Annotated in this window: 15 protein-coding genes and 2 tRNA genes; 6 read left to right on the top strand and 11 right to left on the bottom strand. The window is 65.3% G+C overall.

From position 1 onward, the window contains the following. Positions 1-29: 29 nt before the first annotated feature. Complete coding sequence (gene purL, locus QCE69_RS06655) at positions 30-4,067, bottom strand: phosphoribosylformylglycinamidine synthase (protein WP_309929991.1); 4,038 nt, start codon at positions 4,065-4,067, stop codon at positions 30-32. A gap of 437 nt (positions 4,068-4,504) precedes the next feature. Between purL and QCE69_RS06650 the strand changes: the two genes are divergently transcribed. The 3 genes from QCE69_RS06650 (at position 4,505) to pgi (ending at position 9,251) form a co-directional block, all read left to right on the top strand. Beyond that, positions 4,505-5,797 (top strand): FAD-dependent oxidoreductase, encoded by a 1,293-nt coding sequence (locus QCE69_RS06650; protein ID WP_309929988.1) that lies wholly within the window; start codon positions 4,505-4,507, stop codon positions 5,795-5,797. A gap of 86 nt (positions 5,798-5,883) precedes the next feature. After that, the gene (locus QCE69_RS06645; protein ID WP_309929986.1) at positions 5,884-7,449 is read left to right on the top strand and encodes an NAD(P)H-hydrate dehydratase; all 1,566 of its coding nucleotides are present in this window, start codon (positions 5,884-5,886) and stop codon (positions 7,447-7,449) included. Positions 7,450-7,616: 167 nt separating this feature from the next. Continuing rightward, positions 7,617-9,251: a glucose-6-phosphate isomerase gene (gene pgi, locus QCE69_RS06640; protein WP_309929984.1), complete on the top strand. Its 1,635-nt coding sequence runs from the start codon at positions 7,617-7,619 to the stop codon at positions 9,249-9,251. A 51-nt stretch (positions 9,252-9,302) separates the two neighbouring features. Here the strand turns inward: pgi and QCE69_RS06635 are convergent, their stop codons facing one another. Then, positions 9,303-10,004 carry an ABC transporter ATP-binding protein gene (locus QCE69_RS06635; protein WP_309929982.1) on the bottom strand — a complete coding sequence of 234 codons (702 nt, stop codon included), beginning with the start codon at positions 10,002-10,004 and terminating at the stop codon, positions 9,303-9,305. Between QCE69_RS06635 and QCE69_RS06630 the strand changes: the two genes are divergently transcribed. Together QCE69_RS06630 and QCE69_RS06625 are read left to right on the top strand one after the other, a co-directional pair. Then, positions 10,003-10,698 carry an arylesterase gene (locus tag QCE69_RS06630; RefSeq protein ID WP_309915998.1) on the top strand — a complete coding sequence of 232 codons (696 nt, stop codon included), beginning with the start codon at positions 10,003-10,005 and terminating at the stop codon, positions 10,696-10,698. The two genes, QCE69_RS06635 and QCE69_RS06630, sit on opposite strands and share 2 nt — an antisense overlap. A gap of 127 nt (positions 10,699-10,825) precedes the next feature. After that, positions 10,826-11,167, top strand: coding sequence for a hypothetical protein (locus tag QCE69_RS06625; RefSeq protein WP_309808232.1), 342 nt, complete (start codon positions 10,826-10,828; stop codon positions 11,165-11,167). Positions 11,168-11,277: 110 nt separating this feature from the next. On the opposite strand, the gene QCE69_RS06620 is transcribed toward QCE69_RS06625, so the two are convergent. The 8 genes from QCE69_RS06620 to tig form a co-directional block, all read right to left on the bottom strand. Continuing rightward, on the bottom strand, positions 11,278-13,203 hold the full coding sequence (locus tag QCE69_RS06620) for a SurA N-terminal domain-containing protein (protein WP_309929980.1): 1,926 nt from the start codon (positions 13,201-13,203) through the stop codon (positions 11,278-11,280). 279 nt (positions 13,204-13,482) lie between these two features. After that, a tRNA-Asp gene (locus QCE69_RS06615) sits at positions 13,483-13,559 on the bottom strand. Between the two features lie 44 nt (positions 13,560-13,603). Next, positions 13,604-13,679, bottom strand: a tRNA-Val gene (locus QCE69_RS06610). A 75-nt stretch (positions 13,680-13,754) separates the two neighbouring features. Further along, on the bottom strand, positions 13,755-14,027 hold the full coding sequence (locus tag QCE69_RS06605) for an HU family DNA-binding protein (protein ID WP_309808230.1): 273 nt from the start codon (positions 14,025-14,027) through the stop codon (positions 13,755-13,757). Positions 14,028-14,290: 263 nt separating this feature from the next. Then, entirely contained in the window at positions 14,291-16,717 is a 2,427-nt protein-coding gene (gene lon, locus QCE69_RS06600) for an endopeptidase La (protein ID WP_309915993.1), read from the bottom strand. 186 nt (positions 16,718-16,903) lie between these two features. Further along, on the bottom strand, positions 16,904-18,175 hold the full coding sequence (gene clpX / locus QCE69_RS06595) for an ATP-dependent Clp protease ATP-binding subunit ClpX (RefSeq protein WP_309808228.1): 1,272 nt from the start codon (positions 18,173-18,175) through the stop codon (positions 16,904-16,906). A gap of 129 nt (positions 18,176-18,304) precedes the next feature. After that, entirely contained in the window at positions 18,305-18,958 is a 654-nt protein-coding gene (gene clpP / locus QCE69_RS06590) for an ATP-dependent Clp endopeptidase proteolytic subunit ClpP (RefSeq protein ID WP_008349755.1), read from the bottom strand. 137 nt (positions 18,959-19,095) lie between these two features. Continuing rightward, positions 19,096-20,442 (bottom strand): trigger factor, encoded by a 1,347-nt coding sequence (gene tig / locus QCE69_RS06585; protein WP_309808227.1) that lies wholly within the window; start codon positions 20,440-20,442, stop codon positions 19,096-19,098. 569 nt (positions 20,443-21,011) lie between these two features. On the opposite strand from tig, the gene QCE69_RS06580 reads away from it, so the two are divergent. Beyond that, a complete protein-coding gene (locus tag QCE69_RS06580) occupies positions 21,012-22,157 on the top strand; it encodes a glycerate kinase (protein ID WP_309915990.1) in 1,146 nt (381 codons plus the stop codon). A gap of 13 nt (positions 22,158-22,170) precedes the next feature. Here QCE69_RS06580 and QCE69_RS06575 read toward each other — a convergent pair whose 3' ends face one another. Further along, positions 22,171-23,628 carry a PepSY domain-containing protein gene (locus QCE69_RS06575; protein WP_309929977.1) on the bottom strand — a complete coding sequence of 486 codons (1,458 nt, stop codon included), beginning with the start codon at positions 23,626-23,628 and terminating at the stop codon, positions 22,171-22,173. Positions 23,629-23,646 lie beyond the last annotated feature (18 nt).

Below are 23,646 nucleotides of genomic sequence, written 5' to 3'. Positions count from 1 at the left end.
GGGTGTTTGTGTGAGACGCGCGCGGCGGATCAGCCGAGGAAGCGTCGCGCGTTCTGGAACACGCGCAGCCACGGGCTGCCGTCGCTGGTCCAGTCTTCCGGCGTCCAGCTCATCTGCACGTTGCGATGCACGCGCTCCATGTGCGGCATCAGCACGGAGAAGCGGCCATCGGGCGTCGTGACCGACGTAATGCCTTGCGGCGAGCCATTCGGATTGAACGGGTACTGTTCGGTCGCGTTGCCGCGATGATCGACGTAACGCATCGCGACGAGCGCCTTCGCCTGATCGCCCTGCTGCGAGAAGTCGGCAAAGCCTTCGCCGTGCGCAACCGCCACCGGAATGCGCGAGCCTTCCATGCCGGCGAAGAAGATCGACGGCGAAGCCTGCACTTCAACCAGCGAGAAGCGCGCCTCGAACTGCTCCGACTTGTTGCGCGTGAACTTCGGCCAGTGTTCGGCGCCGGGGATGATCGACGCCAGGCTCGACATCATCTGGCAGCCATTGCAGATGCCGAGCGCGAAGGTATCCGCGCGGCCGAAGAACGCGGCGAACATGTCCGCGAGTTGCGCATTGAAGCGGATGGTCTTCGCCCAGCCCTCGCCCGCGCCGAGCACGTCGCCGTACGAGAAGCCGCCGCACGCCACCGCGCCCGCGAAATCGGCAAGCGTGGCGCGGCCTTCCAGCAGGTCGCTCATGTGGACGTCGTGTGCGTCGAAACCGGCGCGGTCGAACGCGTACGCCGTTTCCAGATGCGAGTTCACGCCCTGCTCGCGCAGGATCGCGACACGCGGCCGCGCTTTCGTCGCGATGAACGGCGCCGCCACGTCTTCCGCCGGATCGAAGCTCAGGACCGGCGCGATACCGGGATCGGCGGCGTCGAGGAGCGCGTCGTATTCGGCGTCGGCGCAGGCCGGGTTGTCGCGCAGGCGCGCAATGCGCCAGCTGACCTCGCTCCACGCGCGATGCAGTTCGACACGCGGCGCGTCGAAGATCTTCTTCGCGTCGCGATAGATTTCGATGGCGCCGTTTTCGTTCGGCTTGCCGATCACATGCGAACACGCCGACAGACCGTGCTCGCGCAGCGCGCCCAGCACCGCGTCGCGGTCCGCTGCGCGCACCTGCACCACCGCGCCGAGCTCCTCCGAGAACAGCGCGCGCAGCGTGCGGTCTTCGCGGCGGCCGCTGGTCTGCTTGGCCCAGTCTTTCGCGTCGCCGTAATCGGACTCGTGGTTGGGATCGAGCGTCAGCATGTCCACGTTCAGCGATACGCCCACGTGACCCGCGAAAGCCATCTCGCACACGGTGGCCCACAGGCCGCCGTCCGAGCGGTCATGGTAGGCCAGCAGCTTGCCGTCCAAGTTCAGCGCCTGGATGGCCGCGAAGAAGCGCTTGAGGTCTTCCGGATCGTCGACGTCCGGCACCGTGTCGCCCACCTGCTGCGTGACCTGCGCGAGAATGCTGCCGCCCATGCGGTTGCGGCCCCGCCCGAGGTCGATCGCGATCAGCACCGTGCTGGTGTCGTTGACGAGCTGCGGCGTCAGGTGACGGCGCACGTCCTCGACCGGCGCGAACGCCGAGATGATGAGCGACACCGGCGACACCACTTCGCGCGCGCCGCCGCGTGCATCCTGCCACTTGGTGCGCATCGACAGCGAATCCTTGCCGACCGGAATGCTGATGCCGAGCGCCGGGCACAGTTCCATGCCGATGGCCTGCACCGTGTCATACAGCGCGGCGTCTTCGCCGGCGCTGCCGCAGGCGGCCATCCAGTTCGCCGAGAGCTTCAGCTTGTCGAGCGACGCAATGGGCGCCGAAGCGATATTGGTCACCGCCTCGCCCACGGCCATGCGGCCGGATGCGGGCGCGTCGATCACGGCGAGCGGCGTGCGCTCGGCCATCGTCATGGCTTCGCCGCGATAGCCGACGTAGTCCATCGTGGTCACCGCGCAGTCCGCCACCGGCACCTGCCACGGACCGACGAACTGGTCACGCGCGGTCGTGCCGCCCACCGAACGGTCGCCGATGGTGATGAGGAACGACTTGCTCGCGACCGTCGGATGCTTCAGCACCTCGACCGCGACTTCCGACAGCGGCAGACCGGTGACATCGACTTCGTTGAATTGCGCGCGCTCGCGCCTCACGTCGCGATGCATCTTGGGCGGCTTGCCGAGCAGCACGTCCATCGGCATGTCGACGGGTTCCTGGCCGCTGTTGGCTTCATCGACCAGCTTCAGCTGACGCTCTTCCGTCGCCACGCCGACCACGGCCACCGGGCAGCGTTCGCGCTCGCAGAGGGCCTGGAACGCGGGCAGATCGTCCGGCGCAATGGCCAGCACGTAGCGCTCTTGCGCCTCGTTCGACCAGATTTCGCGCGGCGACAAACCGCTCTCCTCCAGCTGGACCTTGCGCAGCTCGAACAGCGCGCCCTTGCCCGCGCCGTCGACGAGTTCCGGGAACGCATTCGAGATGCCGCCCGCGCCGACGTCGTGGATCGACAGGATGGGGTTGTTGTCGCCCAGCTGCCAGCAGCTGTTGATGACTTCCTGGGCGCGCCGCTGGATTTCCGGATTGCCGCGCTGGACGGAATCGAAATCGAGTTCGGCGGTGTTCGCGCCGGTGGCCATCGAGGACGCCGCGCCGCCGCCCATGCCGATGCGCATGCCCGGTCCGCCGATCTGGATCAGCAGTGTGCCGGCCGGCAGGTCGAGCTTGTGGGTGTGCTGGTCGGAGATGTTGCCGATGCCGCCCGCGATCATGATCGGCTTGTGATAGCCGCGCACGCGGCCCGCCACGTTCTGCTCGAAGGTGCGGAAGTAGCCGCCGAGGTTCGGCCGGCCGAATTCGTTGTTGAAGGCGGCGGCGCCAATCGGGCCGTCGATCATGATCTGCAACGGCGACGCGATGCGGTCCGGGCGGCCATACGGCTGATGCGCGTCGGCGGGATTGCGCGAGGCGAGCGGCACGGCGGCGTCGCGGTCGTTTTCCCAGTTGCGGCGGGCGTCGGGCAGATCCAGGTTCGACACCGTGAAGCCCGCAAGACCCGCCTTCGGACGCGCGCCGCGGCCGGTGGCGCCTTCGTCGCGAATCTCGCCGCCGGAGCCGGTGGCCGCGCCCGCGAACGGCGAAATGGCGGTCGGGTGATTGTGGGTCTCGACCTTCATCAGCGTGTGGGTCATCTCCACGTGACGCCGGTATTGCTCGTCCTTGCCGCGCGGGAACCAGCGCTCGGCCATGCCGCCCTGCATGATCGCCGAATTGTCCGAATACGCGACGATCGTGCCCGCGTGATTCAGCTTCTCGGTGTTGCGGATCATCTGAAACAGCGACATGTCCTGCTTCGCGCCGTCGATGGTCCATTCGCCGTTGAAGATCTTGTGGCGGCAGTGCTCGCTGTTGGCCTGCGCGAACATCATCAGCTCGACGTCGGTGGGGTTGCGCTTCAGTTCTTCGAACGCGCTCACCAGATAGTCGATTTCGTCGTCGGCGAGCGCGAGGCCCAGTTCCAGGTTGGCGGCTTCGAGCGCGCTGCGGCCCGCGCCGATGATGTCGACCGTTTGCAGCGGCCGGGCAGGCAGTTCGTCGAAGAGATGCAGCGCCTGCTCGCGCGAGGCCGCGACGCTTTCGGTCATGCGGTCGTGCAGCGCGTCGGCGACGGCGGCGCGCGCCGCGTCCGTGAGCGCCTTCTTGCCGCCGAGGAAGCCGCTCTTCATGATCACCGTGTACTCGACGCCGCGCTCGATGCGCCGTACCTTCGTGAGCCCGCAGTGATGGGCGATGTCGCTGGCCTTGCTGGCCCAAGGCGACACGGTGCCGAAGCGCGGCACGACCATGAAGGTTTCCGTCGCGCCGCGCTCCTTCGATGCCTCGAAGGGTGCGCCGTAGTGCATCAGCGCCTCGATGCGGCGATTGTCTTCATCCGTGAGCGGTTCCGACGCATTCACGAAATGCAGGAACTGGCCGCGCACGCCGACGATGTTGGCGTCGATGCGGGCGAGCGTTTCGAGAAGGCGGGTCTGACGGAAATCGGAGAGGGCCGAAGCGCCGGGGAAACACGAGAAGTGGGCCATTGTGACGGTGCGTCGATGACGTCTGTGTGCCGCTCGCGAGGCGCTCGCTGGTGCGCGAAACAAGGCTTGGCGCTCCGTCTGCGAATCTGGACATTCGCAAAACCGGACCCGAGCACGCGAAACGACATGAGGCAAAAGGAAGACCGCGATTATAACCCGGAAGCGGCGCCTGACTGGTCGCGTCCCGTTGGCGCGGGGCGCGCAGTCTGCGCGCTTGTCGCGAACCGTTCCTTTCGATCGCCCGTCGCGCGCGGACTACCCGAGGATTACCCACGGTTTACCAGCAGATTGCCGTCCCCCGCAAACGGTTTTGACGCTATCATGGCGCGCTTTCTCCCGGTGCGCGCCGCGCTCGGCGCCGGTCCGCCGCGCTTCCCGTTTCATCGCGCAACGCCGCGTTTCTCGCCCCTGCGGGCGCCATTCAGCATCAGACAGTCATGGATGTCATCGTCATCGGCGGAGGAATCGCCGGCATCGCCACCGCTTATCAGCTGCATGCGGCCGGTCATCGCGTCTGCGTGATCGAGCGGCACGCGACCGTCGCGCAAGGCGCCACCTACGGCCAGGGCGGCGCGCTCCTGCCCTCGCCGCTCGATGTCTGGTTCGGCCCGACCTTCATGACCTCGAGCCGCGCGAAGCAGAGCGGGATGGTGGTCAAGACCGGTTTCGACTCCGGCGCGCGCGAGTTCGTCAGGCAACTGTCGCTGCTGCGCGAGCCCGATGCGTTCACGGCCCAGTACACGAAGCTGGCACCGCTCGTCGAACTGTCGCGGCAGGTGATCGGCGACATCGAGCAGCGGCTGGAACTGGATTTCGAGCAACGGCGCGGCGTCCTGCACGTGTTCCGCCAGCCGCGCGAGCTGGAGGACGCCCACGCCGCCATCGAACTGCTCAAGCGCTTCCAGGTGCCGCATCGGGTGCTGACGCCGGCAGAATGCGTCGCCATCGAGCCTTCCGTGCCGGACGACCCCGCTTTTGCCGGCGGCGTGCTGTTGCCCGAAGAGCGCACCGCGAACTGCCCGCTGTTCACCAAACAACTGAAGCAGTTCCTCGAGGAACAAGGCGTGCAATTCCGCATGCAGCAGACCGTCGCATCGTTGCGTCTCGACGGCGCGCGAGCGGCGGTCGTCTTGTCTTCGTCAGGCGAAGGCGGGAAGCGCGCGCACGACGCCGAAACGCTCACGGCCGACGCGCTGGTCGTCGCGGCCGGAACGGACACCCCCGCGCTGGCGGGCGCAGGCAAGGCGGCCTCCGCGCTGTTTCCGCTGCGCGTGCATACGCTCACGGCGCCGGTCGCGTACGAAGAGCGCGCGCCGCATCTGAGCGTCGTCGATTCGGTGAAGCGCATCACGATGACGCGCATTCACCAGCGGCTGCGCGTCGGCGGCGCGGGCGTGCTGCAGAGCGCCGCCAAGGCCGACAAGCCGCTGGATGCCGCGCTCTCGCGCCGCGCGCTCGATCTGCTGGGCCAGGGCACGCACGACTGGATTCCCGGCGCGGCACGGGTGTCCGCCGCGCGCGCCTGGGACGGCCTGCGCCTCCTGAGCGCCGATGGCCTGCCGGTCGCCGGTGCGACGCGCCACCCGCGGCTGTTCGTCAACGCGGCGCACGGCCCGGCGGGCTGGGGCCTGGCGTGCGGCTCTGCTAAAGTAATTGCGGATCTCGTCTCCGGCGTCACGCCCGATCTCCCCGCCGACACCCTCGCCGCGCTGAGTCTCGAACGCTTCTAGTTCGCGCGGCGCGCCGGGCACGATTGCTGCAACGGCGTCGGGTTTCCGACCGCTCCGATTCCCGGAGCGCCCTTCCCTGCGCCGCCATGACCGTTCCCCGCTCGCCCTGGTTCACGCCGAAAGACGAACCGCTCCCGCTCCTCACGCTGAACGAACTGCGCGCGCTCGAAGCACGCGGCGCGGCCGGGCTGCCGCCGCATACGCTGATGGCGCGCGCGGGCGCGGCCGCCGGGCAATGGCTGGAAGAGGTCCTGTCGCACGATGCCGCGAGCCGCGCGCAGCCCGTGTGGCTGGTCGCCGGCCCGGGCAACAACGGCGGCGATGCGCTCGTGATGGCCGAAAGGCTGCATCGGTCGGGCATTGCCGTGCAGGTGTGCATGCCCGTCGAGGTCAAGCCCGACGACGCGCGCTGGGCGCTCGCGTCCGCGCGCGCGGCGGGCGTGCCCATCGATACCGCGCCGCCCGCTTCGTTCGACGGCTTCGGCTGGCTGGTCGACGGCATGTTCGGCATCGGCCTCACGCGGCCGCTCGAAGGCGTGTTCGCGGAGCTTGCCGCGCGCCTCACGCGCCGGGCGCGCAGCACGGGCCGCGTGCTGGCGCTCGACGTGCCGAGCGGCCTCGACAGCGACACCGGTACGCCGGTGCGCGGCGGCGACGCCGTGCGCGCGACCGACACGCTCACCTTCATCGGCGCGAAGCCGGGGCATTTCACGTCGCAGGGACGTGATCTCACGGGCCGGCTGTGCGTCGCCACGCTGGAACTGGAAGCGAGCGCGGCGCCGTCGCTCGTGCTGAACGCGCCCGCGCTGTTCGGCGCAGCCTTGCCGCCGCGCGACAACGCGACTAACAAGGGCACCTTCGGCTCGCTCGCGGTGATCGGCGGCGACACCGGCATGTGCGGCGCGCCGGTGCTGGCAGCGCGCATGGCGCTTTACAGCGGCGCCGGCAAGGTGAACATCGCCTTTCTCGGCGATGGCTTTCCGCCCTACGACCCGCCTCATCCGGAACTGATGCTGCATCACGTCGAAGGCTTTGCGCTCGACAAGATGGACGCGCTCGCGATCGGCTGCGGCATGGGCACGAGCGCGCGCGCCCGCAAGGTGCTCGAGGACGTCCTGAAGCTCGACGTCCCGAAGCTGCTCGACGCCGATGCGCTCAATCTCGTCGCCCGCGACGAGCCGCTGGCGGCCGCCGTCGCGGCACGCGGCGCGCAGGGTGACCCGTGCGTGCTGACGCCGCATCCGCTCGAAGCGGCGCGTCTGTTGCAAAGCGATGCGCAGGCGGTCCAGGCCGACCGCATCGCGGCGGCGCGGCAGTTGTCGGCGCGTTATGGCGCTGTCGCCGTGCTGAAAGGCTCGGGCACCGTGATCGCGGCGCCGGACGGCCGGGTGGCCGTGAATCCGACCGGCAATGCCGGGCTGGCTACGGGCGGCACCGGCGACGTGCTCGGCGGTTTGATCGGAGCATTGCTCGCGCAGAAGCTGCCGGCGTATGAAGCGGCGCTGGCCGGCGTCTATCTGCACGGCCTGGCCGCGCAGACGCTCACCGACGACGGCATCGGCCCGGCCGGCCTGACCGCGGGCGAGCTTGCGCCGGCGGTGCGCGCGCTGCTCAACCGGCGCTTCTATGCGGCACGCGAAGATCACGCCTGAAGGCGCCTGCGACACGTTGCAAGCAGCCGTTCATGCATCGTCGCTATACTCTTTTCGATTCGGGCATCCGCGGCATCCGTCACCGCGTTCACGACACACGCTGACCCAGGCCGCGCAGGCATTGCACGAACGTTTTCCTCTGTCACCCTCAGACTAACGGACCGCTCATGACCCAAACCTCGACGCTCAATTCGCTTCCTGCCTGGTCGGCGCTCCAGTCGCACTACGACTCCATTTCCGGCGAGCGCCTGCGCGACTGGTTCGCGCCGCAAAACGACAGCGCGCCCACGCGCGCCGAACGTCTGACGTTCGAAGGCGGCGGGCTCACCATCGACTTTTCCAAGAACCGCGTCACCGACGCCACGCTCAAGCTGCTGATCCAGCTCGCCGAGGAAGCCGGCGTGACGAAGAAGCGCGACGCGATGTTCAATGGCGATATCGTCAACGTCACCGAGCATCGCGCGGTCTTGCACACCGCCTTGCGCGCCCAGTCGCCGGATGCGCCCTTCCATGCGCAAGTGGAGGCCGAAAAGGCCAAGATGGCCGCCTTCGCCACCAAGGTCCGCGACGGCGCGTGGACCGGCTACACCGGCAAGCGCATCCGCCATGTGGTGAACATCGGCATCGGCGGCTCGGATCTCGGGCCGAAGATGGTCGTCCATGCGCTGCATCATCTCAGCTCGAAGGAGCTCGACACGCACTTCGTGTCCAACGTCGACGGCGCCGACATCTACAACGTGCTGCAACAGATCGACGCAGAGGAAACGCTCGCGATCATCGTCTCGAAGACCTTCACGACGCTCGAGACGATGACCAACGCCCACTCGATGCGCGACTGGTTCCTCAAGTCCGGCTGCCCGGAAAACCAGTTGTCGAAACATTTTGTCGGCGTGTCGGCGAATCCGGCCGAAGTGGTCAAGTTCGGCATCGCGAAAGAGAACGTCTTCGAGATGTGGGACTGGGTGGGCGGGCGCTATTCGCTGTGGTCGGCGGTCGGCCTCTCGATCATGATCTCGGTCGGCCCGGACAACTTCGACGCGCTGCTGCAAGGCGCGGACACGATGGACCAGCATTTCCGCACCGCGCCGCTCAACGTGAACCTGCCGGTGCTGATGGGCATGATCGGCATCTGGTATCGCAACTTCTTCGGCTCGCAGAGCGATCTGATCGCGCCGTATTCAGAAGCGCTGCATTTCCTGCCTTCGTATCTGCAACAGCTGGAGATGGAGAGCAACGGCAAGTCGGCGCGTCTGGACGGCACGATGGTCGATTACCCCACCGCCGCCGTGATCTGGGGCGAGCCGGGCACGAACGGCCAGCACGCGTTCTTCCAGATGCTGCACCAGGGCCCGACAATCATCCCGATCGACTTCATCGCGGTGCTGACGCCGGAGCATCCGCTCGTCGATCATCACGCGAAGCTGCTGGCGAACTGTTTCGCGCAGAGCGAAGCGCTGATGCTCGGCCGCACGCTGGAGGAAGCGAAGAAGGTGGCGGGTCCGGGCAAGGAAGAACTGGCGACGCACCTGAGCTTCCCCGGCAACCGTCCGACCACCACCATCATGCTCGACGCGCTGACGCCGCAGACGCTCGGCGCGCTGATCGCGCTGTATGAACACAAGGTGCTGGTGCAAGGCGCCGTGTGGAACATCAACTCGTTCGATCAGTGGGGCGTGGAGCTCGGCAAGATTCTCGGCAAGGTAGTCGAGGCCGACATCACCGCGGCGAGTGCCGATCCGGCAAAGCACGATTCGTCGACGTCGGCGCTGATCGCGCGGGCGCGCAAGGCCCTGAAGCGCTGACGCTGTCTCGTTGCAATGGAGCCCGCGCGCCCTACGCGTCGCGGGCTTTTTTTATACGCCCGATCCGTTGACGATGCGTCCGGCTTCGATGGTCACAGTGGCGTCGCAACGCTCGGCGAGTTCCGCGTCATGCGTGACCAGCACGAGCGTCGCGCCATTGCGGCGGTTCATCTCGAACATCAGGTCGATGATCGCGTAGCCGGTGGCGGCGTCGAGGCTGCCGGTGGGTTCGTCGGCGAACAATACGGCAGGATGCGTGACGAACGCCCGCGCCAGCGCGACGCGTTGTTGTTCGCCGCCGGACAACAGTTTCGGATAATGTCCCATGCGTTGCGCAAGACCGACCTGATCGAGCAATGCGCGGGCGCGTGCGGCGATCTCATGGTGCGGCATCTCGGCGCGCAGTTCGAGCGGCAGCATCACGTTCTCGAGCGCGGTCAGATGCGGCATCAACTGGAACGACTGGAACACGAAGCCCACGGCCCCGCTGCGCAGCGCGGCGCGCTGGTCTTCATCGAGCGTGGAGAGCTCCTTGCCGAGCAGGCGAACCGAGCCCTCCGTCGCGCTGTCCAATCCCGCGAGCAGGCCGAGCAGCGTCGACTTGCCCGACCCCGACGCACCGACGATCGCCACGCTGCTGCCCTGCGCGATCGACAGGTTGATCTGATTCAGGATGGTCAGTTCGCCCGTTGCGTCCTTCACCCGCTTGTTCAATCCCCGAACTTCGATGACCGGCTCGATATTGTTTTGCATGGACACCCTGAAGAAAAACTTGCGCGGCACGCTTCCCGTGCTGGGCCTGATGATGGCGGTCTGCGTCACGGCGCACGCAGCAGATGCCCAGGCGGCGCCTCAACCCGCTCCTCCCGCACAGACACAGACCAGGCCCGCGATCGTCGTGCTGGGCGACAGCCTCTCCGCGGAATACGGCCTGCCGCGTGATACCGGCTGGGTCAATCTGCTGCGCGGCAAGCTCGCGCAAGAGCGCTTCGATTATAGCGTTGCGAATTCGAGCATCAGCGGCGACACCACGAGCGGCGGGCGCGCGCGTCTCACCGCCGTGCTCGCGCGGCTCAAGCCTGCCGTGGTGATTGTCGAACTGGGTGGCAACGATGCACTGCGCGGCGTGCCGCTCACGACGACCGAGGCGAACCTGCGCGGTATCGTCGATGCATCGCAGGCCGCGCATGCGAAGGTTTTACTCATCGGCATGTACGTTCCACCCAATTACGGCCCCGACTACACGCAAAAGTTCCACGCGGTCTACGAGCGCATCGCGAAGGAGAAGAAGGTGCCGCTCGTGCCGTTCCTGCTGGCGGGCATAGCCGAAACGCCCTCGATGTTCCAGGCCGATCAGATCCATCCGACCGTGCAGGCCCAGCCTTTGCTATTGAACAACGTCTGGCCAACCTTGAAACCCTTGCTGGGCGCGGGCGCGTCGCATTAGGCGATACGCCGGCCGCACGGCTTGATCACATTGACGCGGAACCCGGCCACGATTCAGTCATCTGAAACTTTCGCGTAACTCTTATAACCCCGCTCGTACTGAGAGAGCGATCCGACAAGGAGGTCACGTGAAATTTATCCCTCTTCTCGCCCTGACCGTTGCAATCTCGGCCTGTGCCGCTCAACCGCCTGCCGGCGTGCAGCAAGTCGGCACGAGCCAGAAGGCGCCAAAGGCCGTGGCGCAATGCGTCGCCCAGAAGTGGGCCGACAAGTCGCAGCAGCAAGTCGTGTCGCAGGACACGCTGGCGAACGACCAGGCCGTCGATGTCTACGTTCCCGGCCAGCAGCCGCCGAACGGCGCCGCAGCCGTGGTTCGTCCGGCCTACACCGGTTCGGGCTCGTGGGTGGGCTTCCGCGCTTCGGGCGCGGCCGGCAGCGAGGCCAGCGGCGACGTGCAGGCTTGCCTGTAAGGTCGTGTCGAGGTCCTGCGCCCGCACGCTGGCAGTGCGCCGGGCGTGAATGAAAAAAAGCCCCGCTACTCTTCGGATAGCGGGGCTTTTTGCATCATGCGATCAACGGATCAGTTCGACGGATCCTGCGCCGTTGCGTGGCTCAGCTTGATCTTCGAACGCGCCTTCAGCGCATCCGTATAGGCTTCCATTTCCGCCTGCGCGTAGACCTGCGCGATCTGTTGCTGCGCGCCGGCGAGACGGTCCGCCGCGACCGCTGCGGGCTTCTCGACCGAGTTCACGCGATAGATGGCATAGCCGTCCGCACCGAGGTCGACGCCCACGTAAGCCGGCAGCTTCGCCGCATCCGCCTTGAAGATCGCGCTGAGCGCCGCGGGCGGCAACCCCTGTGCATCGTTGCGCGACACGGTGATCGGCGACGTGAAGCCGTCGGTCGACTTCGACTTCTGCAGGTCAGCAAGCTTCGTCTCGCCTTCCTTCTTCGCCATGGCAGCCGCCATCTCCGCGATGACCTGCTTGCGCACCTGGTCCTTCACGGCGTCGAACGCGGGCACGGCGGACGGCTTGTAGTCGGTCACGCGCGCGGCGATCATCGTGTTGTTGCCGACGTCGATGGCCTGCGTGTTGTTGCGCTCCTTCACCGCATCGGGTGCGAATACGGCGGCGAGGAACTTCGCGTTGTTGAGCGGGTTGTCCTGCGGCAACTGCGGATTCGGCTTCGGACCGACGGTCGCGGTCTGAATGGACAGCTTGTACTTGTCGGCGGCCGGCTGCAGCGACTTCGACTTCTCGTAGACGAGGTCCGTGAACCCTTGCGAGTCGTCGGCGAAACCCTTCGCGCCCTGTTGCGCCGCATAGTCCTTGGCGAGCGCGTCCTTCACTTCGTCGAACGGCTTCGTGACAGCGGGCTTCACGTCGGTGGCCTGGATGATGTGATAGCCAAAGTCCGACTCGACGATGTTGCTCACCTCGCCCTTTTTCAGGCTGAACGCGGCGTCGTCGAAGTCCTTGCCGCCCGCGATCTGGCCGCGTGCGAAGTAACCGAGATCGCCGCCCTTGCTGGCCGAGCCCGGATCTTCCGAATTCTTCTGGGCGATCTGCGCGAACTGGTCCGGATGCGCCTTCACCTGCGCGAGCAGCGCTTCGGCCTTCTGCTTGGCCTTGGCCTTGTCGGCGGCGCTGGCGTCCTTCGGTGCGTTGATCAGGATGTGGCTCGCGCGCACCTGCGCTTCCGTACGGTAGCGCTGGATGTTGTCGTCGTAGTACTTCTTGAGGTCCGCGTCGCTCGGCTTCGAGGCCGCCGCGAGCGCGCCCGGCGACAGCACCAGATACTGGATCGTGGCCGTCTCGGGCGTGGCGAAGGCGTTGCGATGCGCGTCGTAGTATGCGGTGAGCTGGGCGTCGGTCGGCTGGATCTTCGCCGTGTAGTCGGCCGTGCGCAGCGACATGCCCTGCACCGCGCGCTTCTGCTCGGCAAGTTCGGTGAGGCTTTGCGCGAGCGACTTCGACGTGAACGAGGTCGATTGAATGCTGCCCGGGATCTGCTCGGTGGCAATGCTGTAGCGCATGCGCTCGTCGTATTGCGCGGGCGTCATGCCCTGCATGGCGAGCAACTGCTTGTAGCGCTCGACGTCGATGGTGCCATCCGGCTTGCGCAGTGACGAGATCACCGGGTCGGCGAGCAGTGCGCGGCGCACGGCGTCATCGGAGGCGGTCAGATGCAGGCGCTGGGTTTCGTCGGCGAGTGCGCGCTGTTGCACGAGACTGTCGACCATCGCGGCTCGGGCTTCGGGCGTGTCGAACATCTTGGCGTCGAACTGCGCACCGAGCATCGAACGGGCGCGGTCCACTTGCTGGCGGAAGGCGTTATCGAAATCGGGACGGGTGATCTTGTGACCATTGACACTGGCGACCCAGGCGCTTTCGTCGAAGAAGTTGCTGAAACCCTGGATACCCACGATACCCAGACCGGGCACCACGATCAGGATCAGCAGGGCCATCATCAGGCGCTGGTGATTTCGGAAGAAGTCGAGCATGTAGCGCTGCGTTGTCGGAACAAAACGCTCGATATTACAACAGTGGCCGGGGAAAAGGCGAAAGGTGACGGGGAATTGGCCGCGCGAGGCAGGCAGCCATGGTGATGAGGTCCGCACGTGCCAGCCGAAACGGCCGATGAATCAGTGAGTTGAACGTCTCTGTGACACACTCGCCCGCAGTGTTTCGGCGAAGCGTTGAGGACTAGAAAGGCACCGCATCAGAACGCATAAAACAAAAGTCCCGCAGGCCATGAAGCGTGCGGGACTTTCGTTTGAATCTGGCGGAGCGGACGGGACTCGAACCCGCGACCCCCGGCGTGACAGGCCGGTATTCTAACCAACTGAACTACCGCTCCAGATACTACGTGCGGCGAGTTGAGTGTGTAATGTCATGCAGACCTGGTGGGTGCTGAGAGGCTCGAACTCCCGACCTACGCCTTGTAAGGGCGCCGCTCTACCAACTGAGCTAAGCACCCGGCCGATGACTTCTTCAACTTGCGCTGCGCTGGTTCAGTGACTCGTCATGCGAGACGCCGTATCCAGCAAGTCCGCTAGTTTAGCGCATCCTTCAGAGCTTTGCCAGGGCGAAATTTCGGTACCTTCGCGGCCTTGATCTTGATCTCGGCGCCCGTGCGCGGATTGCGTCCGGTGCGCGCCGTGCGCTTGCCGACCGCAAACGTGCCGAAGCCCACGAGTGTCACGGTGCCGCCCTTCGAGAGCGTCGCGCGCACGCCGCCGATGAGCGCATCCAGCGCGCGGCCGGCGGTGGCTTTGGAGATGTCGGCTTCCTGCGCAATGTGGTCGATCAGTTCCGTCTTGTTCATGATGATCCCCGAATCGTTGATGGCACGTTGTAGTGACAGTTGTAGTCAGCCGGATGGTGTCCGGATGCGGCGCTCATTAGACGCAGCCGAAAGCGCGGTGTCAACGAGGGTTGAGCCTGATTCCGCGGGCCTTTCGGGGAATTGGAGGCGCTTCACTAAACGGCGCGGGCAATAAAAAACCCGCGGGAAAATCCCGCGGGTTTCGAGTCCTGCCTTGAGCGATGCAGCGCCGATCACCTCGCGCCGCACTCCAGGACAGAGGCTTAGTGCTTCACGAACTCGCCTGCTGCCGGCGCATCCTTCTGCTGTTCGGCAGCGACGGGTGCAGCAGCCTTCGCCTCTTCTTCGGGCAGCGCTTCCGGCGTGCGTTCGAGCGCCAGTTCCAGCACGCGGTCGATCCAGCGCACCGGCACGATCTCGATGGCGTTCTTCACGTTGTCGGGGATGTCGGCCAGATCCTTGGTGTTCTCTTCCGGGATCAGCACGAGCTTGATGCCGCCGCGATGCGCCGCCAGCAGCTTCTCCTTCAACCCGCCAATCGGCAGCACTTCGCCGCGCAGCGTGATTTCGCCCGTCATCGCGACATCCGCGCGAACCGGAATACCGGTCAGCACCGACACCAGCGCCGTGGTCATCGCGATACCGGCGGACGGACCGTCCTTCGGCGTCGCGCCTTCGGGCACGTGGATGTGGATGTCCTTCTTTTCAAACGACTCGTCCGTGATGCCGAGACGGCGCGAACGCGAACGCACGACCGAGCGCGCCGCTTCCACCGATTCCTTCATCACGTCGCCGAGCGAACCGGTGCGGATCACGCCGCCCTTGCCGGGCATCACGGCCGCTTCGATCGTCAGCAGATCGCCGCCCACTTCCGTCCACGCGAGACCGGTGACCTGACCGGTCTGGTTTTCCTTCGCGGCCAAACCGAAGTCGTACTTGCGCACGCCGAGGAAGGTATCGAGATTGGAGCCGTCGACCTTCACGGCGCCCTCGGCCTTCTTGAGCAGCAGCATCTTCACGACCTTGCGGCAGATCTTCGACACTTCACGCTCGAGCGAACGCACGCCCGCTTCACGCGTGTAGTAGCGGATGATGTCGCGGATAGCCTGCTCCGTGACTTCGATCTCGCCTTCCTTCAGGCCGTTGTTGCGCTTCTGCTTCGGCAGCAGGTAACGCTGCGCGATGCTGACCTTCTCGTCTTCCGTGTAACCCGACAGACGGATGACTTCCATCCGGTCGAGCAGCGGCGGCGGGATGTTCAGCGAGTTCGACGTGGCAACGAACATCACGTCGGACAGGTCGAAGTCCACTTCGATGTAGTGGTCCGCGAACGTGTGATTCTGTTCCGGGTCGAGCACTTCGAGCAGCGCGGAGGCCGGATCGCCGCGGAAATCCATGCCCATCTTGTCGACTTCGTCGAGCAGGAAGAGCGGATTGCGCACGCCGACCTTGGTCAGGCTCTGCAGGATCTTGCCGGGCATCGAACCGATATAGGTGCGGCGGTGACCGCGAATCTCGGATTCGTCATGCACGCCGCCCAGCGCCATGCGCACGAACTTGCGGTTCGTGGCGCGGGCAATGGACTGCCCGAGCGAGGTCTTGCCGACGCCCGGAGGCCCGACGAGACACAGGATGGGCGCCTTCACCTTCTCGACGCGTTGCTGGACCGCGAGATACTCGAGAATGCGTTCCTTGACCTTTTCGAGGCCGAAGTGATCTTCGTCGAGCACGCGCTCGGCGTTGGTCAGGTCGTTGTTGACCTTGCTCTTCTTGCGCCACGGCAGGCCGATCAGCGTGTCGATGTAGTTGCGCACGACGGTCGCTTCCGCGGACATGGGCGACATCAACTTGAGCTTTTTCAGCTCGGCGTCGGCCTTCTTCTTGGCTTCCTTCGGCATGCGCGCAGCGGTGATGCGCTTCTCGAGTTCCTCGAGATCCGCGCCCTCTTCGCCTTCGCCCAGTTCCTTCTGGATGGCCTTGACCTGCTCGTTCAGGTAGTACTCGCGCTGGCTCTTCTCCATCTGGCGCTTGACGCGGCCACGGATGCGCTTTTCAACCTGGAGAATGTCGATTTCGGCTTCGAGTTGCGCGAGCAGATGCTCGAGGCGCTCGATGACCGGGAACATCTCGAGGATGTGCTGCTTCTGGTCGAGCTTGAGCGGCAGATGCGCCGCGATGGTGTCCGCCAGACGACCCGCTTCGTCGATGCCCGACAGCGACGTCAGGATCTCCGGCGGAATCTTCTTGTTGAGCTTCACGTATTGATCGAACTGCGACACGATCGCGCGGCGCAGCGCTTCGGTTTCGGCGCTGTCGGCGTGATCGGGTTCGAGCGGCATCACGTCGCAGGAAAACTGCGTTTCCTGTTCTTCGATCGTGAGCGTCTTCGCGCGCTGCAGGCCTTCGACGAGCACTTTCACGGTGCCGTCAGGCAGCTTCAGCATTTGCAGGATGTTGGCGATACATCCCACTTCATACATGTCTTTTTCGGTCGGCTCGTCCTTCGCCGCCGTCTTCTGGGCGACCAGCATGATGTGCTTGCCGCCTTCCATCGCGGCTTCGAGGGCCTTGATCGACTTGGGTCGCCCGACGAAGAGCGGAATCACCATATGCGGGAAAACGACTACGTCGCGCAGCGGGAGCAGCGGCAGCGTAATGCGTTCCTGCGGGAGGAGTTGGGTTCCTGACATTTCATTTCCCCATGAGTGGAATCAGTTCAGTCGTAAGTAAGGCCGTTCAGAGCTATTGCAAGCCTTTATCGGAAGGGAAAAGTCGGTAGTCAAAGATCGCGTCAGTCACGTCCACACAATAAACCGAAAAAAATAAAAGGCCGTTCACGTTGCCATGAACGGCCTCTCGCCGAGCCACAGCCTGCTTCAGTTGGAACCCGCCACCTTGGGCGCATCTTCATAGATGAGCAGGGGCTTGCCGTCGCCGTCGATGGTGTTGTCGTCGAGGATCACCTTCGAGACGCCCTTCATGGTCGGCAGTTCGTACATCACGTCGAGCAACGCTTGTTCCAGAATGGAACGCAGCCCGCGCGCGCCCGTCTTGCGACGGATGGCCTTCTGCGCGATGGCCTGCAGCGCCGCCGGACGGATCTCGAGTTCCACGCGTTCCATGGCGAACAGCTTGTGATATTGCTTCACGAGCGCGTTCTTCGGCTCGATCAGGATTTTCACAAGCGCGGCTTCGTCGAGCTTGCCGAGCGTGGCGACCACCGGCAGGCGGCCGATCAGTTCAGGAATCAGACCGAACTTGATCAGATCCTCGGGTTCCACGTCACGCAGCACTTCGCCCGCGTCGCGATCCTGCTTGCTCTTCACGCTGGCTGCGAAACCGATGCCGGTCTTCTCGGTGCGGTCGGTGATGACCTTTTCGAGGCCGTCGAACGCGCCGCCGCAGATGAACAGGATGTTGGTCGTGTCGACCTGGATGAAGTCCTGGTTCGGATGCTTGCGTCCGCCTTGCGGCGGCACCGACGCCATCGTGCCTTCGACCAGCTTGAGCAGCGCCTGCTGGACGCCTTCGCCCGACACGTCGCGCGTGATGGACGGGTTGTCCGACTTGCGGCTGATCTTGTCGATTTCGTCGATATAGACGATGCCGCGCTGCGCCTTGTCGACTTCGTAGTTGCAGTTTTGCAGCAGCTTCTGAATGATGTTCTCGACGTCCTCGCCGACATAGCCGGCTTCGGTCAGCGTCGTGGCATCCGCGATGACGAACGGCACGTTCAGCATGCGCGCCAGCGTCTGCGCGAGCAGCGTCTTGCCGGAGCCGGTCGGCCCGATCAGCAGGATGTTGCTCTTGGACAGCTCGATGTCGTCCTTCTTGTCCAGATGCTTGAGCCGCTTGTAGTGGTTGTACACCGCGACCGCGAGAATCTTCTTCGCGCGTTCCTGGCCAATCACGTACTGGTTGAGGATGTCGCTGATTTCCTGCGGGCTCGGCAAGTCGGACTTGGTCAGTCCGGCCTCTTCCGCCGCACCGGCCGCTTCGTCGCGAATGATCTCGTTGCAGAGGTCGATACATTCATCGCAGATGAACACCGACGGGCCCGCGATGAGCTTCTTCACCTCATGCTGACTTTTTCCGCAGAACGAGCAATAGAGCAGCTTTTCGCTACTGGAACCTTTCTTGTCCGCCATAAATGTGTACGCCTCCGGACACGCTTGTTACATGATACGCCCTTCAATCCGGCCACGCAGATTCGCACCCGCGCGGCCTGGTTGAAGCGCTGTGTGGCGCGGCGCCGCTTCGTGCGCCCTCAAGTCTGCTTAGGGACGCTTGTGCAACACCTGATCGACGAGGCCATAAGCCTGCGCGTCATCGCCCGACATGAAGTTGTCGCGGTCGGTGTCGCGCGCAATGCGCTCGACCGGCTGACCGGTGTGATGCGACAACAGCTGGTTCAGACGTTCCTTCAGGTACAGGATCTCGCGCGCCTGGATCTCGATGTCCGATGCCTGGCCACGTGCGCCGCCGAGCGGCTGGTGGATCATCACGCGGGCGTTCGGCAGCGCGACGCGCTTGCCCTTCGCGCCTGCGGCCAGCAGGAACGCACCCATGCTGGCGGCGAGACCCATGCACAGCGTGGAGACGTCCGGCTTGACGAACTGCATCGTGTCGTAGATCGCCATGCCGGCCGATACCGAGCCACCCGGGCTGTTGATGTACAGGCTGATGTCCTTGTCGGGATTCTCGCTTTCGAGGAACAGCAACTGTGCCACGACGAGATTCGCCGACTGATCGTTCACTTCTCCGACCAGGAACACCACGCGCTCCTTGAGAAGACGCGAATAAATGTCGTAGGCACGCTCGCCGCGGCCGCTCGTTTCGACGACCATCGGAACGAGGCCAAGCGCCTGGGCTTCGAAGTCCCGTGGTGCGTGGGATGCCAGCGTGTCGAGCAATTCAGCGCGAAAGGTCATGCAATTTCCTTGTTCGGAATAGGGATACTGGATGACAAAGGAACATCACTAGAACGGCCTGGAAACGCCCAAACTTTAATGCAAAAAAGGCGTGAGAGCCGTGAACCCACGACTCGCACGCCCCTTGCCACCGCGCGTCAGGCTTGCGCCGTTGCGCTGGCCAGTTCCTCGAAGCTGACTTCCTTGTCGGTCACCTTGGCCTTGCCGAGGACGAAGTCGACGACGTTGCTCTCAACGACGAACGCTTCCATTTCGGCGAGGCGCTGCTGGTTCGAATAATACCAGCGGACGACTTCCTTCGGGTCTTCGTAGCTTTTGGCGAATTCGTCCACTTCAGCGCGGATCTGCTCGGGCTTCGCCTGCAGTTCGTTGGCCTTCACCAGTTCGGCCAGCACCAGGCCCAGCTTGACGCGGCGCTCGGCTTGCTCGGCGAACATTTCGGCCGGGATCGGCGCGTCCGCGGCGTTCGGCACGCCACGTTGCTGCAGGTCCTGACGGGCCATTTCGACCAGACGCTGCTGATCCTGCTCGATCAGCGCCTTCGGCACGTCGAGTTCGGAAATCTTGAGCAGTGCGTCCATGACCTGGTTCTTCACGATCTGCTGCGTGCGGCGCTTGGCTTCGCGCTCCAGGTTGTCCTTGATCTCGCCGCGCATCTTCGTCAGGTCACCGTCTTCAATACCCAGCGACTTCGCGAAATCCGCGTTGATTTCCGGCAGATGCGGCCATTCGATCTTCTTGATCGTGACGGTGAATTGCGCCGTCTTGCCCGCCACGTCCTTGCCGTGGTAGTCCTCGGGGAACTTGAGGTCGAAGTCCTTCGACTCGCCCACCTTCAGCCCCGTCGCAGCCTGTTCGAACTCCGGCAGCATGCGGCCTTCGCCCAGCACGAACGCGAAGTCCTGCGCGCTGCCGCCTTCGAATGCGACGCCGTCGAGCTTGCCGACGAAGTCCAGCGTCACGCGGTCGCCTTCCTTGGCGGCCGTGTCGCCGCCGCCGTCGCCATGCTCGCCGGCTTCGCCGCGTGCGTGGAAGTGCACGCGCTGCTTGCGCAGGATGTCCAGCGTGCGGTCCACTTCGGCTTCGGAAATGGTGGTGACCGTGCGTTCGATTTCAGCGTCGGCGACGTCGCCCAGTTTCACGTCCGGATAGACCTCGAAGGTGGCGTCGAACGCGTAGGCGTCGGCGGCGTCTTCGACCTTCGGCGCGAAGCTCGGCTGGCCTGCGACGCGCAGGTTTTCCGCGCGGGTGACATCGAAGAATTCCTTGCCGACCTTGTCGCTCAGCACTTCAGCTTCCACTTGGCCGGCGTACTGCTGGGTCACCATCTTGAGCGGCACCTTGCCCGGGCGGAAACCCGGCATGCGCACGTTCTTGGCCAACTGGCGGATTCGCGAATCCACTTCCTTCTGCACTGTCTCTTTCGGCAGGGAAATCGTCACGCGGCGTTCGAGCTTGCCGAGGTTCTCAACTACGTTAGCCATGGCTGAAATCGTCCTAAAGTGAAACGTCAATTCGGTGTTCGGTTCTTCCGCGGTTCTAAAGGCGCGGGTCCGGATGCGGGCTCTGGCCGGATCTGTTCCCAGAATCCGGCTGCTGCCGCCGGCCGGGATCGGTGACCGGCACCGCGGCGCGCATTGCAGCGCATTGAATGCGTCGTGAGCGTCTCGCGGAGTGCCGGGCCGTCGCCCGACACGGTGTCAGCCAACAGAGCCCAGTAGTTTAGCAAACAAATCAGACCGCTCTGTCCGACGCATCCGCGCAGCGCCCGTGACGTCCCTGCACGGCTCGAAAAACGCCTCGTTTGCGCCTGAATTCGGCGTAATTCCGCGTTTTCCCGGCTTCGCCGCGCGCGCAGAATCCCCATTATCCGCACGCGGCTATTTTGCGCGGCGCGCCACGCTGATAAGCTTGCCTGCGCACGATTCACGCGATCAATCGGCACCTTGCGCAATCCATGACCGAAAGGCATGAGGCGCATGCAATAAATGAATGGCCGATGACGCCTCGCACGTGCGTTCGTACACTTTCAAACCAGAACATTCGAGACACCATGTCCAACGTCATGTCCGCTCCAGTCGTCGTCATCGCTCCCGATTCGTTCAAGGGCTCGCTTTCCGCGGAAGGCGTCGCGGACGCGATCGCCGAGGGCATCCGGCGCGCGCGGCCGGACGCCGAGATCCGCATCCGTCCGATGGCCGACGGCGGCGAAGGCACGCTCGACGCAATGCTGGCCGCCGGCGGCGAGCGCCGCCTGCTCAACGTGCGCGGCGCGGCGGCGGCACGGCGCGACGCCGCGACCGGTCTGCTCGCCGACGGCGGCGCGATCATCGAGACGGCCGAAGTGGTCGGCATCACCGATCCGGACGGCATGGCGGTGCCCGTCACCGAGCGCAGCACGCTCGGCATGGGCGAGGCGATCCGCGCGCTGCTCGACTCGGGCGCCCGCACCTTCTACGTCGCGCTGGGCGGCAGCAGCACCAACGACGGCGGCGCGGGCCTGCTCGTCGGCCTCGGGCTCAGATTGCTCGATGCCGGCGGCAACGAACTCGAGCCGGTGCCTTCCGCGCTGGCGAAGATCGCGCGCATCGATGCGTCGGGGCTCGATCCGCGTGTGAAGGAGGCGCAGTTCATCGGCATGTCGGACGTGGACAATCCGCTCACCGGCGAGCACGGCGCCACCGCGATCTTCGGTCCGCAGAAAGGCGTGACGCCGGAACAGATCGCCCCGGTCGACGCCGCGCTCGGTCATTTCGCGGATCTGCTGGAACCGGCGCTGGGCGTCGTGAAGCGCGACGCGCCCGGTGCGGGCGCCGCGGGCGGGCTCGGTTTCGCGCTGCACATGCTGGGCGCGCGCTTCGAAACGGGCGCGGAAGTGGTGGCGCGCGAGATCGCACTCGACGACGCCCTCGCCGGCGCAAACTGGCTCATCACCGGCGAAGGCCGTTCGGATGTGCAGACGCTGCACGGCAAGGCGCCGTTCATCGCCTGCAAGCACGCGCGGGCGGCGAGCGTGCCGGCGTCGCTGCTGTCGGGCGCGGTGGATTCGGCGGCGCTGCCGCGTTTGTCGGAATTCTTCGAGGGATGCTTTTCGCCCGCGCCCGGCCCAATCACGCTCGACACCGCCATCCGCGACGCCGCGCGGCTGCTCGCCAACGAAGCCGAGCAGCTCACGCGGCTGAAGTTTGGTTCGCGCTGATTCGCGTTGAGCCTCACGCGGCCACGCGCTTCCCGCCAAGAGCAATCCGGTCGATGCACCACACCGCGAGCATCGTCGCGCCCATCAGCGGAAAGATCATGCCGAGCAGCGTCAGGCCGCCGCGCCAGGCGCGCATCGGCGGACGCCGTGCCGGACGCGACGGTGCGCCGATAGTCCGCGCCGGCCGGCGCTTCAGCCACATGACGAAACCCGTCAGCGCCAGCGCGGCGAGTCCGAGCGAAATCGCCGCGCAGACGATCTGGTTCGCCAGACCGAAATACCGCCCCATGTGCAGCGACGTGCCGTACGAGATCCACTGCGCGACGCGGCCATAGTTCGGGTACGCGATGTCGGCGAGCACGCGGCCGCTGTACTGGTCGATGTGCAGCGTGCGTTCATCGCGTGGATCGGCGGGGAACGACGACACCGTATAGACGCCGCCCGGTGTGTTCGGCAGCGCGATGCCGTAGTCGTCGGCGACACCTTTGCGCGCGGCGAGCACCACCACCTGATGCAGCGACAGCCGCGCAGCCGCGACCGGCGCCGCCATGCCGCCCGGCACGGCCGTCGCGCCGACGGCCCACGGCGTCTGCTTGAGCGGCAGGTCGTCCATGGTCAACGGCATCGCGTGTCCGGCATGTCCGGAATGTGCGGCGTGGGCATCGGCTTCCTGCGCGCGCGCCGCGGGCACGCTCGAATGCACGTGCGCCTCGCCCCACGCGCCTTTCGGATAACCCAGCGAAGCGGACGTCGCGAGCGCCTTGAACTCGCGCCCCCACGATCCCGACCACGGCAGTCCCGACAGCACGAAGAACAGCGCGCCCGCCGCGAGCCACACGCCGCCGACCGCATGCAGGTCCCGCCACCACGCGCGGCCCCGCAATGACAATCGCGGCAGCCAGACCCCGCCGTGGCGGACATTCGTGCGATCCGGCCACCACAGCGCGACGCCCGTGCCGATCATCACGAGCGTCCAGCATCCGGCCAGTTCCATCAGCAGTTCGCCGGTCTTGCCGAGCATCAGTCCGCGATGCAGGTCGCGCACCTGTTTCATCAGCCGATGCTCGACCGACAGCGTGCCGAGCACCGCGCCGTCGTAAGGATTCACATACACGCTTTCGCTTTCGCCCGAAGGCAGGCGAAACACGAATTCGGCGCTGCGCGTGCGGTCAGTTTCGATCTGCGCGAGCGTCGCGACGGCGCCGCGCGGTTCGCTTGCGGCGGCCCTGGCGAGCAGGACATCGCGCGGCAAGGGCGGCACGTGCGGATCCGCGACGACCATCCGGTCGCGATACATGAGCGGTTCGAGTTGCGGCTGGAAACAGTAGATCGTGCCGGTGATGGCGAGCACGAGCAGCAGCGGCATGACGAACAGGCCGGCATAGAAGTGCCAGCGCCAGAGCGTGCGGCGCTGCGCGATGACATCGCCTTGATTGGGATGAACGGCGGCAGGGGATACAGGTGCGAGCATGGCGATTCTCTGAAGGGG

The organism is Caballeronia sp. LZ032, assembly GCF_031451315.1.
GTDB lineage: Bacteria > Pseudomonadota > Gammaproteobacteria > Burkholderiales > Burkholderiaceae > Caballeronia.
Note: the sequence above shows the minus strand (reverse complement) of the source record. Positions and strands in the feature narration are given on the sequence as shown.

Coding starts and splice junctions, on each gene's coding strand:
- purL (WP_309929991.1), bottom strand. CDS start 4,067: ATGGCCCACTTCTCGTGTTTCCCCGGCGCTTCGGCCCTCTCCGATTTC.
- QCE69_RS06650 (WP_309929988.1), top strand. CDS start 4,505: ATGGATGTCATCGTCATCGGCGGAGGAATCGCCGGCATCGCCACCGCT.
- QCE69_RS06645 (WP_309929986.1), top strand. CDS start 5,884: ATGACCGTTCCCCGCTCGCCCTGGTTCACGCCGAAAGACGAACCGCTC.
- pgi (WP_309929984.1), top strand. CDS start 7,617: ATGACCCAAACCTCGACGCTCAATTCGCTTCCTGCCTGGTCGGCGCTC.
- QCE69_RS06630 (WP_309915998.1), top strand. CDS start 10,003: ATGGACACCCTGAAGAAAAACTTGCGCGGCACGCTTCCCGTGCTGGGC.
- QCE69_RS06635 (WP_309929982.1), bottom strand. CDS start 10,004: ATGCAAAACAATATCGAGCCGGTCATCGAAGTTCGGGGATTGAACAAG.
- QCE69_RS06620 (WP_309929980.1), bottom strand. CDS start 13,203: ATGCTCGACTTCTTCCGAAATCACCAGCGCCTGATGATGGCCCTGCTG.
- QCE69_RS06605 (WP_309808230.1), bottom strand. CDS start 14,027: ATGAACAAGACGGAACTGATCGACCACATTGCGCAGGAAGCCGACATC.
- lon (WP_309915993.1), bottom strand. CDS start 16,717: ATGTCAGGAACCCAACTCCTCCCGCAGGAACGCATTACGCTGCCGCTG.
- clpX (WP_309808228.1), bottom strand. CDS start 18,175: ATGGCGGACAAGAAAGGTTCCAGTAGCGAAAAGCTGCTCTATTGCTCG.
- clpP (WP_008349755.1), bottom strand. CDS start 18,958: ATGACCTTTCGCGCTGAATTGCTCGACACGCTGGCATCCCACGCACCA.
- tig (WP_309808227.1), bottom strand. CDS start 20,442: ATGGCTAACGTAGTTGAGAACCTCGGCAAGCTCGAACGCCGCGTGACG.
- QCE69_RS06580 (WP_309915990.1), top strand. CDS start 21,012: ATGTCCAACGTCATGTCCGCTCCAGTCGTCGTCATCGCTCCCGATTCG.
- QCE69_RS06575 (WP_309929977.1), bottom strand. CDS start 23,628: ATGCTCGCACCTGTATCCCCTGCCGCCGTTCATCCCAATCAAGGCGAT.